12 protein-coding genes are annotated in these 13587 nt (G+C 44.2%); 4 read left to right on the forward strand and 8 right to left on the reverse strand.

The features are described from left to right. Positions 1–121: 121 nt before the first annotated feature. Both V7S65_RS18305 and V7S65_RS18310 read left to right on the forward strand, forming a co-directional pair. Entirely contained in the window at positions 122–445 is a 324-nt protein-coding gene (locus V7S65_RS18305) for a nuclear transport factor 2 family protein (protein WP_336387486.1), read from the forward strand. A 124-nt stretch (positions 446–569) separates the two neighbouring features. Continuing rightward, complete coding sequence (locus V7S65_RS18310) at positions 570–1619, forward strand: hypothetical protein (RefSeq protein WP_336387487.1); 1050 nt, start codon at positions 570–572, stop codon at positions 1617–1619. A 673-nt stretch (positions 1620–2292) separates the two neighbouring features. Here V7S65_RS18310 and V7S65_RS18315 read toward each other — a convergent pair. Then, complete coding sequence (locus V7S65_RS18315) at positions 2293–3126, reverse strand: helix-turn-helix domain-containing protein (RefSeq protein ID WP_336387488.1); 834 nt, start codon at positions 3124–3126, stop codon at positions 2293–2295. A gap of 16 nt (positions 3127–3142) precedes the next feature. Next, positions 3143–4189 (reverse strand): SDR family oxidoreductase, encoded by a 1047-nt coding sequence (locus V7S65_RS18320; protein ID WP_336387489.1) that lies wholly within the window; start codon positions 4187–4189, stop codon positions 3143–3145. A 246-nt stretch (positions 4190–4435) separates the two neighbouring features. On the opposite strand from V7S65_RS18320, the gene V7S65_RS18325 reads away from it, so the two are divergent. Beyond that, positions 4436–4900, forward strand: a complete 465-nt coding sequence (locus V7S65_RS18325; protein WP_133256106.1) for a hypothetical protein — start codon at positions 4436–4438, stop codon at positions 4898–4900. 462 nt (positions 4901–5362) lie between these two features. On the opposite strand, the gene V7S65_RS18330 is transcribed toward V7S65_RS18325, so the two are convergent. The 4 genes from V7S65_RS18330 to V7S65_RS18345 all read right to left on the reverse strand — a co-directional run bounded on the left by V7S65_RS18330 (position 5363) and on the right by V7S65_RS18345 (position 10911). Continuing rightward, entirely contained in the window at positions 5363–5548 is a 186-nt protein-coding gene (locus tag V7S65_RS18330; RefSeq protein WP_336387490.1) for a hypothetical protein, read from the reverse strand. A gap of 55 nt (positions 5549–5603) precedes the next feature. Beyond that, complete coding sequence (locus V7S65_RS18335; RefSeq protein ID WP_336387491.1) at positions 5604–6359, reverse strand: SDR family oxidoreductase; 756 nt, start codon at positions 6357–6359, stop codon at positions 5604–5606. A gap of 159 nt (positions 6360–6518) precedes the next feature. Further along, complete coding sequence (locus V7S65_RS18340; protein ID WP_336387492.1) at positions 6519–9146, reverse strand: sigma-54-dependent Fis family transcriptional regulator; 2628 nt, start codon at positions 9144–9146, stop codon at positions 6519–6521. A gap of 124 nt (positions 9147–9270) precedes the next feature. Next, complete coding sequence (locus tag V7S65_RS18345; protein WP_336387493.1) at positions 9271–10911, reverse strand: peptide MFS transporter; 1641 nt, start codon at positions 10909–10911, stop codon at positions 9271–9273. 115 nt (positions 10912–11026) lie between these two features. Here V7S65_RS18345 and V7S65_RS18350 point away from each other — a divergent pair, with 115 nt between their 5' ends. After that, the gene (locus tag V7S65_RS18350; RefSeq protein WP_336387494.1) at positions 11027–11437 is read left to right on the forward strand and encodes an SRPBCC family protein; all 411 of its coding nucleotides are present in this window, start codon (positions 11027–11029) and stop codon (positions 11435–11437) included. Positions 11438–11499: 62 nt separating this feature from the next. Here V7S65_RS18350 and gap read toward each other — a convergent pair whose 3' ends face one another. Continuing rightward, a complete protein-coding gene (gene gap / locus V7S65_RS18355; RefSeq protein WP_336387495.1) occupies positions 11500–12504 on the reverse strand; it encodes a type I glyceraldehyde-3-phosphate dehydrogenase in 1005 nt (334 codons plus the stop codon). A gap of 20 nt (positions 12505–12524) precedes the next feature. Then, a complete protein-coding gene (locus V7S65_RS18360) occupies positions 12525–13529 on the reverse strand; it encodes a GlxA family transcriptional regulator (RefSeq protein ID WP_336387496.1) in 1005 nt (334 codons plus the stop codon). Positions 13530–13587: the final 58 nt, after the last annotated feature.

Consider the following 13587-nt stretch of genomic DNA (forward strand, 5'->3'; position numbering starts at 1 on the left):
AGGCTCCCTGACAATCAATAGGGATAAATTATTCCCTATCCGAATCGTAATACCCTTATTGCAGGTTATGCAGGTACGACCGAAATTTGTACATCAATAAGTTAATCTAAAAATAAATATCATGAACTTACCAAAATTAATAACCGACCTGGTTGAAGCACAGAACAGCCACGATGGCGCAGCCTATGCTTCCCTCTTTTCAGAAAATGCCGTAGTATTCGACGAGGGAAAGACGCACACGGGAAAAGAGGCAATCCAAAACTGGATCGAAAAATCAAATGAGGAATATCAGAGCGTGCTAAAACCGATCAGCTATAAAAACAGTGACAATGGCTCGGTACTTGAAGCCGAGGTTTCGGGAACATTTCCCGGTAGCCCGACAGTCCTGCGCTTTAATTTCACGTTTCAGCACGGCCTGGTCGGATCGCTGAAGATTACCGGATAGACACTAACTCAGGTCAATAACCTGCCAAAACAAAAATCACGAACCGATCAGTCCATAGTAATGCTGCAATATGAATTGTCCATATCCAGCAGCATTACTATTTTTGTTTTTAACCCCTGCCCAGATGTCAATTAAAATAAATACCTACATCACAATACTGATGCTATCCAGCGCAGCTTTCATTTCTCCCTTGATCACCAAGGGACAATCGACAAGCCTTGATTCAAGTCAGCAGGAAACAGTTGTCCAAAAGAAATACGGGCTTGATCCATCCAAACCATTGGCCAAACGGATCGGTAACACCCCACCTGAAATAATCCAAAAATTTCGCGATGCAGGCATGTCCCCGACCCTCCACAGACTCAGCAAAACCGACAGCCTTAAAGTGGTGAGGGCCTTTCAGATGCTTCCACCTCTTCACCAACATATTCTAAAAGAACACCTATTGGGTATCAGTTTTCTGGACAATATGCCCAATACAGCGCTGACTGCAACGGTAAACCCCGAGGACCAGTTCCCTGTTTTCACCATCACTTTCAGGGCAGAGATTCTAAAACAGGATGTATCCCAGTGGCTTACCGAAAAGGAAATGAGCTATTTTACAAAAGACTTTCCAGGGTTTCGGATAGCCATTGAAGCAGGCAAGCTTGATGCAATACTCTATGTACTATTGCACGAAGCGACGCATGTGGTAGATGGCTCCCTTGGTATATTGGCCATGGATCAAAACAAGGGAACTTCTGGAATGGCGGTAAACCTAAAAAGCTTTACCCGGAACATCTGGGTGGACAGGACCAGTATATGTCCCAGCTATACCGATTCCCTCACGTCGCAGAGCCGCTTCCGTGGCGGGGGCAGATTACTGCCAATGGTACTTGCACGACAGATCTATCAATCGGCCGCAAAAGGGCCTTTCGTCTCGCTGTACGCTACCTCCAGTTGGCACGAAGACCTTGCAGAATACCTTACCGTTACCCATTTTACCAAAAGGCTGAAACAGCCCTTCAGGATAATAATCCATGAAGACCAGAAAGAGATCTTCATCTATGAGCCAATGAAATCTGCCACTGTCAGTTCGCGGATTTCTCTCATGAAATATTTTTATGCTAAGGCTGGCTCGTCTGTTTTATATGAAAGGCATGTTAAACCCGGCGGCAGAGGATTCAACGGATAATCCTCTGCCGCATTAGGTGCATTTGCTATAATTCAAAATACTATTTTTGGGTTTTCCATCAAATAGCGCAGTGGTAGATATGAAATGGCAACTAAACATATGGCCACTATTGCATTAAAGAAATCGACGCCTTTTATATCAGCATATTCTTGAACCTGACCAGGCCATCCTGGGTTACTTTTGGCGATTTGGAATTCTGTGCTAAGTTTGGTAGATATTTGATTGGTCAAATCAAAATCATCTCCTGCGGCTGATTGAAATCCTCTGAAGAATGCTACAATTTGTTCTTTCTCGAGCCTGTATAAAAATATTAATGGGCTTTCGAAAAATTTGATTAATATTTTTTGTACTCGCCTTTCATTTTTGCACGATATCAATTGAAAAATTGGTATGTTTTATATTTATTTCTGTCCTCCGGATTTTATAAGATTCAGAAGATTATTAAGCGGATACTTCAAATCATCCTGGTTGCATATATATTCTTTAATTAATCCTATCTGATCATATTTAGAAATATTGAATCCATCCTCAATATCATTATACCAGATTGCATTAGAGCCGATGTTTCAAACTGTAAAATCATGTCTGATAGTTCATCTAATGTTATACTTGACCACATTGTGATGGGTTTTAAGTAAATACAGGAAATTATCAGTCATGGTGTTGTTACTGATTAGTTATGCCCTTTGTCTTCATGAGTAAATGATTTATTTCGTAAACCGATCCCTGAATGGGTTGGGTTGTAACCAAAATGCTTTTTAAAGGCAAAGGAAAAGTGTGAAAGGTCTTCAAAACCGCTTTCTATGTAAACGTCTGATGGCTTTCGTTTCTGCTCGAAAATCTGGTAATGGGCCAGCTCCAATCTTTTCTGCGTTAGCCACCTGCCCGGGGTATTTTTAAAAATGCGCTTAAAATCTTTTTTAAAAGTGGTCAGGCTTCTGCCGGTCAGGTAACCGAATTTTTCCAGCGGTAGGTTGAACATATAATTCTGCTCCATGAATTCGGTCAGGTCCAGTTTACCTGGTTCTTCAAACTGGCCGAGCAATTCGTCTACATCCGGATCAATGGCACGAAGGATACGAACCGCTTCTTCGATCTTAAAAGCGGCGATGTCTTCAGGTAAAGCATCGGCCATTTCAAAATAAGGCTGCAGCGAATTGAAGAGGCTTTTTAATAAGGGGTGCGCTCCGAATTTTTTAAGTTCATTGCTATGCGGCGCTTTTGACTTATGTTCATTAGTTGCATAGTAATGCTGGAGTCTTTCCTTGCGAAACAGCACTGATATAGCGATGCAGGGCTCCCCGTCCAATGGAAGTTTACTCATCCTGCCAAGCTGGTTACGGGGCAACAGTACGGTATCACCTGCAAAGAAATGATAGCTGCGTTCCGCGGTCACGACACGCATTTCACCGGAAACGACATGTACCAACGCTGGTTGCGCCAGGACGAGTTCACGGCTGTAGTGGGCTTCTTTCTTGCAGGCGATAAATACTTCGGCTACTTCCATCTCTGCAAAGTTAACATTATTGGTTAAGCAGTTGTAATCGGATCAGGCTTTGCGCCGAAGCCAGCACGGCCTCCTCAGTAGAACGGGGCGACCAGCCTAACAGGCGCACCGCCTTGGCGCTGGTGACATTCATCACCCTGCCCAGCAGCGGGATCATTGATCTGACCATCGGGTCCTTTAGTGCTGCAATACGAAGTAAGAAATTAGGCAGCTCTTTAACCTTTACCTTGCCGGCAGCAGTGCCCAAGTGCTCCTTGAGTATTCTCGCTACAGCCACCAACCAGATACTTTCTCCGGCAGTGGCAATAAAACGCTGGCCATTTGCAGCAGGATGTTCCATCGCACGCAGATGCAGATCGGCTACATCACGTACATCTACAAAACCGGAATTGATCTTCGGACAGCCAGGCATCTTACCAGTCAGAAGATTTTTGATCAGGTGTATGGAATGAGAATAATCCGGCCCCAGCACCGGCCCCATAACTGTTACAGGGTTAATGGCGGCAAGTTCCAGCCCATTCCCTTCCTTTTCGATAAACTCCCATGCCGCTTTTTCCGCCAGGGTTTTGGATTTCTGATAAGCCGGTGCATTGGCCGTATCTGTCCAGGTCGCCTCATCAAAGGGTGCTGTTTGGTTGGGATGTCCATAAACAACCGCACCTATGGCTGAGGTTAATACTACGCGTTTAACACCGGCATCTCTTGCGGTACGCAGTACCTGCAGCACGCCTTCCCGTGCCGGGATGATCATTTCATCCTCATGTTTGTAATCAAGTTTTGGGGTAGGCGATGCTACATGCAATACGTAGGTACAACCGTTCATGGCTTCTGGCCAATGCGCATCGGAAGAAAGATCGGCCTCGATAAAGGTAAGACGGTCACCGGCTTCTGCACCGCCATTTTTTAGCATCAACCGTACGTCGGATTCACGGCTCAGGGAACGCAAAGTCGCCCTCACCATGAAGCCCGCATTTAATAGTTGAAGGATGCAGTGCACTGCAATAAAACCCGAGCCTCCGGTAACCAACACTAATTTTTCATTATTTGAATTCATGTTCATCATCTTTTATTTTGATGAAACAAAATTCGGTTAATAAAGAATAGCCTGTTTTGTTTAAAAGGCGCAATATGCTTTGTTTAAAAGGCCAGGTTGCCCTCGTACGGTACAATAGTATGTGAAAAATCCACCGTCAAAACTAAAAATTGGTATGCGCGCCTGTGCGTTGGGTGGGAGCTCCTAAGTTTTTGGGATCCTCGCCGGGATCACTTTCTGTTTTGAGGATCGGGATAAATATTTATTTTTACCGCTATGGGACAATTAAGAATGGGATTGGGCATCTGTAAGCCCGTTTCAAACACCGATCATTTCTCGCATGTACACGGCCACTTACAGATCGTAATCGACGAGAAAGTGGTACCTGCTATGGGCTATTTTGGAGAGGAAGATGTGTGCCTGAATGCGTGGTTCAACGTGTTGGGCACGATAGTCCGCAACTTCGAATCAGGAAAAGATACTGAATACACCTATGATGAGGGAGAACAGGGGCAACCGGCCTTTCAATTTGTATTGATCAAACCGAACGAGATAGCCTTTTCCATTGTTGATTCGGCTATCTCAGATGGTGGCGGCATCAAAAAATGGCATAACAAAACCTTTCCCCTGTCTGATCTGAAAAAAGGTTATCAGAAAGTTGCCGAACAGTTTTTGAAAGAAGTAACTGCCAAAGCGCCGGCACAGTTGGCACACTGGAAGAAGATTATTGGGAATGTATAATACTTTAACAAAAAGATATCCTGGTTTACAGATATGCGCAGGATAGCAGATTGCGCTTGATTCGGCATTTGTACCAAGGGCCACACGGAAAAATAAAAAGCTGCCTGAATCTTGTGATTCAGGCAGCTTTTTATTTTGGGATGAACAAATAGCCTATGGCCGAAAACATCCCTCAATAATCCATCCTCAAGCCGCAGGCACGGCTCTACGTACCTCTGCAACAGCCCCGTATTTACAATAGGACAGCCTTTTGCAATTTCTTTTGTTTAAATTTTAATTTTTGAGCGGCAGTAGTGATGAAATCAGCTACCTGTTTGGGTTGTGACACCATAGGCACATGACTGGGTTTTGAAGATTACCTTTCGTTCTTCAGCTGGTAAGTCCTGCGCAAAGTAGGCGTCAAATGAGGTTAGGTGACGGCTATGCTGTTTTTCATATTGCTGCTTTAAAGCGCCGTTACTACTATTCTTCAAGTCCTGCGTTTTCATCCTGGCTGCTCAAAGGATCTTCTTCCAAACGGATTGCGTCATCGAGGAACTCACCGCCCTCACTGGTATTATGCGGTGTTTCATTGGCGACTACCTGCATATCTTCAGGATATCCGTTTTTAGGATCTTTTGTAGACGGATGTGAAAAGAAAAGGTTCATGACGATAGATTTAATTTTTTCAGACAATAGATTCCAGGCGGGTCCCGGGGAGCAGTTAAGCCTTTACAGCCTGGGTTGCCCACCAGCTTTCGAAGTTAATAGCACCCTGCTCCGCTTCTCCGGCAGGTACCAGGGCGCTGTGCGTAACTTCACCGCCGAAGTATGCGGGTTTACCATTTGGTACTACCGTGCGTGGGTCGTTGGCCAGCTGCAGATAACGCTCAACAATTCTGTACATTTCAAACCGTTCAGGTCCGGCAATTTCTACCCTGCCATTCAACGGAGCAGCCAGTGCATATTTAGCTACAAATTTTGCCACATCATCAGAAGCGATAGGTTGGAACAATACATCTGAAAGATGCACTTCATTGCCATCAGTAGCCTGGTTGGCAATACCGGCAATAAATTCAAGGAATTGCGTGCTGCGAACAATAGTATAAGGTACGCCTGACTGCTCAATCAGTTCTTCCTGAACTTTTTTCGCACGCATGTAACCAATGTTTTGCATAATATCGACGCCTACAATAGATAACGCCACATGATGTTTTACACCTGCATTGATTTCTGCAGCTAACAGGTTATGACCCGCTGTCTGGAAAAATTCCATTACTGCTTTATCTTCAAATGAAGGAGAGTTGGCAAGGTCAATAACAATATCCGTTTCCTTCATGGCTTCCGCCAGTCCTTCGCCGGTGAGCGTGTTGATACCCGTTGCAGGAGATGCAGCGATAACCTGGTGGCCCGCCTGACGAAGTTGATTTACTACTTTGGTTCCAATGAGACCGGTGCCTCCGATTACTACGATTTTCATAAATTTGATTTTTGTTTTTAGTGATGCTATCTATCAGGCCAACCAAATGCCATCTTTCGCAAATCATTAAAAATCAACCAAATAATAAAAACAGGGTTATCGATTTTTCACTGTATTTAATGAAACCATCAAGCTTCTCACTTTATTAAGGGATTTTCATCATGAGAAATAGTCGCTCTTTGTAATTCCCAGTTTTTTCATTTTAGAATGTAATGTGTTTCCGGGAATTTGTAATACTTCGGCAGCGCTGCCAGTGCCGGAAATCTTGCCTCCACAGCGTTTCAGCGTTTCAATAATATAACCACGCTCCACTTCTTCCAGGGAACGGTTCAGCAGGAAAGCCTGCTCCTGTTTATCTGCGTCAGCATTACGTGGTATAAAAACATCACTCAACGTACTGTCTGTAGCCAATAGTATGCTTCTTTCAATAAGATGTTCCAATTCCCTCACATTACCGGGCCAGGTATAGCTACGTAATTGCTGTATAACCCTGGGTGCTATCTTCCTGATAGTGCGCCCGGTGCTCCTGCTATATTTCTTTACAAAGAAATGAGTGAGTGCTTCTATATCTTCCAACCTGTCCCGCAGAGGCGGGAGGATAATAGGAAATACATTTAACCTGAAATACAGATCGGCGCGGAAACGGCCAGCTTTCACCTCTTCTTCCAGGTTACGGTTGGTAGCCGCAACAAGGCGCACATTGATTTTAATTACCTGTTTCCCACCCACACGTTCCAGTTCACGTTCCTGAATTACACGCAGCAGCTTAGCCTGTGCTTCCAGTGGCAACTCTCCTATTTCATCAAGGAATAAAGTGCTGTTATCTGCCATTTCAAATTTACCGATACGACGATCTGTTGCACCGGTAAATGCACCCCGTTCATGACCAAATAGTTCACTTTCGATAAGGTTGGCAGGCAGCGCCGCACAATTCACTTTCACCATCAGGTTTTCTTTTCGTGGCGATGCATTGTGAATAGCCCTTGCTATCAGTTCTTTACCAGTACCTGTTTCTCCCAATATCAGCACCGTGGTGTTGGATTCAGCCACAAGTCCCATCAGGCGGTATACTTCCTGCATAGATTCGCCGCTACCAATGATTTCAGAGAAGTTGTAAATCGTTTTGATCTGTTCTTTCAAATAATCATTTTCTATTTCCAGTTGCTTTTTATAAGCCAGTAATTTTTCATTGGCTAATATATTTGCCACTGCAACAGTAATCTGCGAACAAATACCTTTTAGTAATAAGGGTCCCAGGAAATCTGCCAACAGCCAAATGGTGCCGATAATCTTATCGCCCATACGCAACGGCAAGCCATACATATTTCTCAGCCCGGTGGTTTTCCAGAGTTTTGCATAGTCATTGCCGTTTCTTAATTCTTCATCTACATTAAATACTATTCCTTCTTTGCTTGCCAGTACCTGCGCGGTATAGGTTTCATCTATTTTAATTTTGTTGGCGGCTAATTTATCAAAATCGGCATGGGCCTTTCCAAATAACCGGCGATCAAACATAAATACGCTCAAATGCACGCCATCATCTTCCAATACGCGTATCATGGCAAGCTGTGTATTCATGATCTTATCCAACACCTCGAAGATGGCCGCCTGCAGCTCATCTTTCGTACGCATTTTAGTGAGCGCGCTACTGAAGTCCAACAGAAATGCCTGTTCTTCCTGTTTTTTGCTAATCTGCTCATTAGCCATAATATTAGCCAGGGCGATAGAGATCTGTGCACAAATTCCCTGTAGTAGTTCTATTTTGATTTCTTCAATGTCGAGCAGTAAAATTCCCAGATTGGTTTCTCCGTTGCGCAGTCGTATACCTACAAAATTTTCGAAACCCATTTTCTTCCAGTATTGCAAATAGGCCGATGTGATCCCTCTTTGTATTTCTCTTTCTACATTGAATAATAAAGGAATGGAACTGTTGAGTACCCGGTTTTGCAAACCATCATTAATAGGGTATTTTGCTTTCACGAGAACGGAGAGTGACTTCTCATCAGCAGCAGCTCCAAGATCATACACATATGCACTCATTGTAGTTTTATCTTCATTGATACACCTGATCACGAAGCCACTTTTCTGATCCAGTTTATGCAGCGCGGTGCGAACAGCACTCATGAGATCTTCCTTTGTTCTTACGGCTGCTATGTTACTGCTAAAATCGAGGAGAAAAGATTTCTCTTTCTCTTTATTCAGTAATTCTTCGTTTTTAATGATATTGGAAACGGCGCCCGACAGCTGTGGTGCAATACCTTTCATTACGCCCCTGAACTCAGGATTAAAGCTGTCTGTCCGGTCGGAGTACATGTGAATAAAGCCCATTGGCTTCCCTTCTTTCATCAGCTTTGTCATCAGGATTTCCCGCACGCCTCCTTCATAATTCACGCGAAGGAAAGGTGGACTTTGGGGCTCGTCCATGATATCTTCCAGGATATAAGAAACCGGTTCGTCTGATGTCAATACAGCCTGTATAAAGGGAGCGTTCAATGAAAACCGGGCTGCTACCATTTCCTGGTACCGTGGATGAGTTCTGATAGGAGATCCTTCATTATCCAGCAGAAACGCATAGTAGGTTTCGTCTTTATGGTCTACTAAAGTAATAATAGTATGAGTGAAGTAGAATAATCCTTTAATCCTGTTTTTAAAGAGTGTGATAAGATCATTCTTCTCTCTCACTTTGGTAATATCGTTGCCGAGATCCAGCAATACTTTTCTTTCCTGTTCAAGTATTGTCTTCGTCGGAGCATGAAGCCCTGACTCATTTTTAATAGTTCTTTTCATATAGAAAAAACCAAATATTTACCCGCCAAAAGATGTGAAATAAATTCTGACAGAAGATACTAAAAAAACCACGATAATTATTGTTAAACAGACAATAAACATGGTTGGGACTTTTACATATTATCTACTTCACATACTCTTTGAAAATCCTGTTCAGCCAGCGTAACATCATAAATATCACGGCGGCCGCTCCTCCCAGCAGCAGAAAATTCACCAGGAAATAGTTCGCCTTGTTATCATACGTGTCCCATAAAGTGGCCAGGATGCCTGAGAGTTTATTACCAATCGACGTAGCCAGGAACCAGCCCCCCATCATCAGCGAAGTAATACGCGCCGGGCTCAGTTTGGACACCAGCGATAACCCCATCGGGCTCAGGAATAATTCCCCTACCGTTATGATACCGTAACTCCCTATCAGCCACCACGGCGATGCCTTTACAGCGCCATTGCTGCACACATATACCGCGCCCACCATCATCAGTGTTGACGCCGCCGATATCAGCAATCCCCATGCAATTTTCGATGGTGTGGAAGGCTCCCTGTTCCGCTTCCGCAGCAATGCAAAGAATACTACAATCAAAGGCGTTAGCGTGATCACAAAAAAGGGATTGACGGATTGAAACAGCTCCGTATTATACAAGCTGATACTTTTTCCTTCCGCCGGCATTTTCTCCGGCGCCACATTCTTGAAGTAGGCTACTTTATCCCATACTTTCGCCGGCTTTCCTGCCGCATCCCGCACTACCCTGAATTCATCATCATAGGCGGTTACTGAATCCGGTTTGTTCTGCACCGTTTCCACCAGGTAAAGACGCTGGGCAGGTTGCTCGATGGCGGCAGGAATTTCCCGGTCGGTATAATATTGCGCCCAGGTAGTCAGTGCAGTACCATTCTGTTTAAACACAGCCCAAAACACAATGGATACGGCAAAAATAGCCAACAGTGCGGATATAGGCTTACGATCCTTCGCATCAGCTTTCATCAGCAGCGATACAAAAAAGAACAATATCGGGATACAGGCAAAGATGAACGCGTCAGTGGAATCAGATCCGAAGACGTTGCCGGGAATAAACCAGGCGCCCAATCCTACTCCAATTGCCGGCAGGAATACTACGGAGAAAATCCTGCTCAACGGCATATCCCCTTCCTGTTCGGGTTTGCGTACATCCGCATGCCGGTAATGTTTCATCCCAATAACGAAAATCAGTACTCCCAGGAACATGCCTACGCCGGCCGCGATGAACGCCGCGCCCCAGCCTACTGTATTTCGCAGGAAGGCAGCAAAAAAGTTACAGATAAAAGCACCGATGTTAATACCCATGTAAAAAATATTATACCCGGTGTCTTTACGGCTGCGGTACTTCTCATCGTTATATACATTCCCCAGTAACGTGGAGATATTGGGTTTAAAGAATCCATTGCCAACACAAATCAGTGCAAGCGACAGGTAGAAAACGGTCAGGTTATGCACCGACAAACCGATATATCCTATCCCCATCAGGATGCCGCCGATAATAATCGACTTACTGTAACCAAGTTTGCGGTCGGCTATCAGTCCGCCCAGGAATGGTGTCAGGTACACGAAAGCGATGAAGGTGCCGAAGATATCTGCTGCGGTGGCACGGTCCATTCCCCAGCCGCCTTTTGAGGTGTCTGTCAGGTACAACTGGAAAATACCAAGAATCAGATAAAAGCCAAATCGTTCCCACATTTCGGAGAGAAACAGGAAAGGCAGTGCTGCAGGATGATTACGTGATTTTTCCATATAGGCCAATGATATATCTGTGATATAAGATTATTTTAGCGCAGTAAAACGATATCACCCGTTAGCGCCAAACCGCTAAAATAAGCTAATTGCTACTAAAAAACAGTTACCACATATGGACAAACCAGTTATTAAAAAAACGATTGACATAAACGCCTCCACAAAAAAAGTATGGAGCGTTTTTACAGATCCTACAATAACAAAACAAATGGGTGGTGAATATGTTTCTGATTGGAAAGTTGGCAGCTCATTTGGATGGAAAGGAAAGGAGAGCAGTGTTTATACGAACGGGAAAATTATCGAATTAGAGCCGGGAAAATTATTGAAGCATAGTTTATTTGACCTCAAAGATAAGGACAGGCTACTTTCTGTAATAACGTATGAGTTTATAAAAAATGGAGACAGCACCATTCTTTCCGCTACAGAAGAAATCAATTATGAAATAACGGATTACCTGTTTAAAGAAGCAAACGAAGGTTGGGATGCTGCACTGCAATTAGTAAAGTATGTAGCCGAGAAATTATAAGTTTAAAAAATAAGGTTGACCAAATTTTACTTTTTGATCAACCCTTTATTGTAAAGTACAATTTAAACAACAACAGGTTTGGTGGTCGCCAATGCTACCGTCAGCTCCGCCAAACGGTTTGAGATACCTACCTCATTATCATACCAGGCCACTACCTTCACCAGGTTTCCGATGGTACGGGTCAAGGTACCATCAATAACAGATGAGTGGGTGTTTCCCAATATATCTGCTGATACCAATGGTTCCTCTGTATACTCCAGCACTCCTTTAAGACTGTTATCTGCGTAGTGTTTGAATAATTGATTGATCTCTTCTGCCGAAGCAGTTTGCTCCAGGTTCAGCGACAACTCCGCGATAGAACCATCTATCACCGGTACCCGGTAAGAGAAGCCATCCAGCTTTCCTTTCATTCCGGGTAATACATCGCCGATCGCTTTAGCTGCGCCGGTTGTAGTTGGAATGATAGACTGCGTAGCCGCACGTGCTCTCCTGAAATCCTTATGTGGTCCATCCTGCAGCATCTGGTCCATTGTAAACGCGTGTATGGTCGTCATAAAACCGGATGTAATACCATATTCCTTTTCCAGTAAAAATAACAACGGCGCAATACAATTTGTTGTACAGGATGCAGTGGAAAGAATTTCATCGTCCTCTGTAATCTGGTCATCATTCACGCCAGCCACAATTGTTTTCACGTTACCGGTTGCGGGAGCAGTAATCAGCACTTTCTTTGCACCGGCCGTGATATGCTGCTGTGCCAGTTCCCGTTGCGTAAAGCGCCCGGTGGATTCAATCACTACATCAATGCCCAACTCTTTCCACGGAAGCTTTTCAGGCGATTTTTCTGTCAACAGTTGTATAGGATGCCCATTTACGATGATATGCTGATCTTTTTGTGTGACGGTGCCCGGAAACTTCCCATGCGAAGTATCATATTTAAACAGGTGTGCCAACAGTTGGATGTCTGTCAGATCATTGATGGCGACTACCTCCACGCCTGCTTTGTGCTGAAGCGCCCTGAGTGTCATTCTGCCGATACGCCCGAATCCATTAATAGCTACTTTCATCGTGATATATTTTTAAGTAATTATTCAATTGTTTGTAAGGATGTTCTGAAAGATCTGCGATACTCACTCGGAGATATCATCATATGCCGCAGGAAAGTCCGCCGCATGGATACTAATCCACCCAACCCGCACTTCTCTGCAATCTGTTCCATACTCAGATCACTATCTTCCAGGTATTTCCTCGCCACTTCTATGCGCAATTTCTCCACGAATCTCGCAGGGGTGACGCCTGTTTCTTTCACAAAAACACGGTTGAAATTGCGTATACTCATATTGCTGCGGGCAGCCAGATGTTCTACCTGTAAATCGTCCTGCAGATGACGGAGCATCCAGGGATGCAGTTTACCTGCAATGGAATTCTCCAGGCTGTATACCTGCAACAGGGAACTGAATTGCGACTGATACCCGATACGCTTCAGATGAAGTACAAGTTTACGCGCCGCTTTCAATGCAAGATCCCTTCCTACATCTTCTTCTACCAATGCCAGCGCCAGGTCTATACCAGAGCTTACGCCACCGGAAGTATATACATTGCCATCACGGATATAAAAAGGATTACTATCCACCTTTATGGTGGGATATCTTTCCTGTAATTGCCGGCTGAATTCCCAGTGCGTAGTCGCTTTTTTCCCGTTCAGGATACCCGCTTCTGCCAATGCATAAGTCCCTACACAGACGGAGGCAATGCGCCGTACTTTCGGGTAAATATCTTTCAGCAATTGAAAGAAAGGATGACCTGGCTGGAATTGCTGCATGGAAAAACCTGCCACAATCAATGTATCTACCGGTCTGTTGATCTCTGCAACCGTTACCGCACAATCAAATTCAATCTCACTCTTTGTTTTAATCTTCCGGTTGTTGGTAGGAGATGCCATCATGATTTCATATTCTTCTTTACCGTTGGCAATCTCTTCTTTGAGTATCTTGTTTACTACCGTGAATACATCCACAGGCCCCGCAATATCCAGCAGGAAAATACCTGGTGAAGGCACTATAACAATGAGTCTTCTTTGCTTCCCTGGCATAAAGGATGTTTAAACGCCATAAAGGTAAGGGGTATTAACGATGGCACAAATGCCATAA

It is taken from the genome of Chitinophaga sp. CCNWYY40 (genome assembly GCF_037483205.1).
GTDB classification, from domain to species: Bacteria; Bacteroidota; Bacteroidia; order Chitinophagales; family Chitinophagaceae; genus Chitinophaga; species Chitinophaga ginsengisegetis.

Bases quoted from the DNA above. Each gene is read 5' to 3' on its own strand.
- V7S65_RS18305 (WP_336387486.1), top strand. From the start codon at position 122: ATGAACTTACCAAAATTAATAACCGACCTGGTTGAAGCACAGAACAGC.
- V7S65_RS18310 (WP_336387487.1), top strand. From the start codon at position 570: ATGTCAATTAAAATAAATACCTACATCACAATACTGATGCTATCCAGC.
- V7S65_RS18315 (WP_336387488.1), bottom strand. From the start codon at position 3,126: ATGGAAGTAGCCGAAGTATTTATCGCCTGCAAGAAAGAAGCCCACTAC.
- V7S65_RS18320 (WP_336387489.1), bottom strand. From the start codon at position 4,189: ATGATGAACATGAATTCAAATAATGAAAAATTAGTGTTGGTTACCGGA.
- V7S65_RS18325 (WP_133256106.1), top strand. From the start codon at position 4,436: ATGGGACAATTAAGAATGGGATTGGGCATCTGTAAGCCCGTTTCAAAC.
- V7S65_RS18330 (WP_336387490.1), bottom strand. From the start codon at position 5,548: ATGAACCTTTTCTTTTCACATCCGTCTACAAAAGATCCTAAAAACGGA.
- V7S65_RS18335 (WP_336387491.1), bottom strand. From the start codon at position 6,359: ATGAAAATCGTAGTAATCGGAGGCACCGGTCTCATTGGAACCAAAGTA.
- V7S65_RS18340 (WP_336387492.1), bottom strand. From the start codon at position 9,146: ATGAAAAGAACTATTAAAAATGAGTCAGGGCTTCATGCTCCGACGAAG.
- V7S65_RS18345 (WP_336387493.1), bottom strand. From the start codon at position 10,911: ATGGAAAAATCACGTAATCATCCTGCAGCACTGCCTTTCCTGTTTCTC.
- V7S65_RS18350 (WP_336387494.1), top strand. From the start codon at position 11,027: ATGGACAAACCAGTTATTAAAAAAACGATTGACATAAACGCCTCCACA.
- gap (WP_336387495.1), bottom strand. From the start codon at position 12,504: ATGAAAGTAGCTATTAATGGATTCGGGCGTATCGGCAGAATGACACTC.
- V7S65_RS18360 (WP_336387496.1), bottom strand. From the start codon at position 13,529: ATGCCAGGGAAGCAAAGAAGACTCATTGTTATAGTGCCTTCACCAGGT.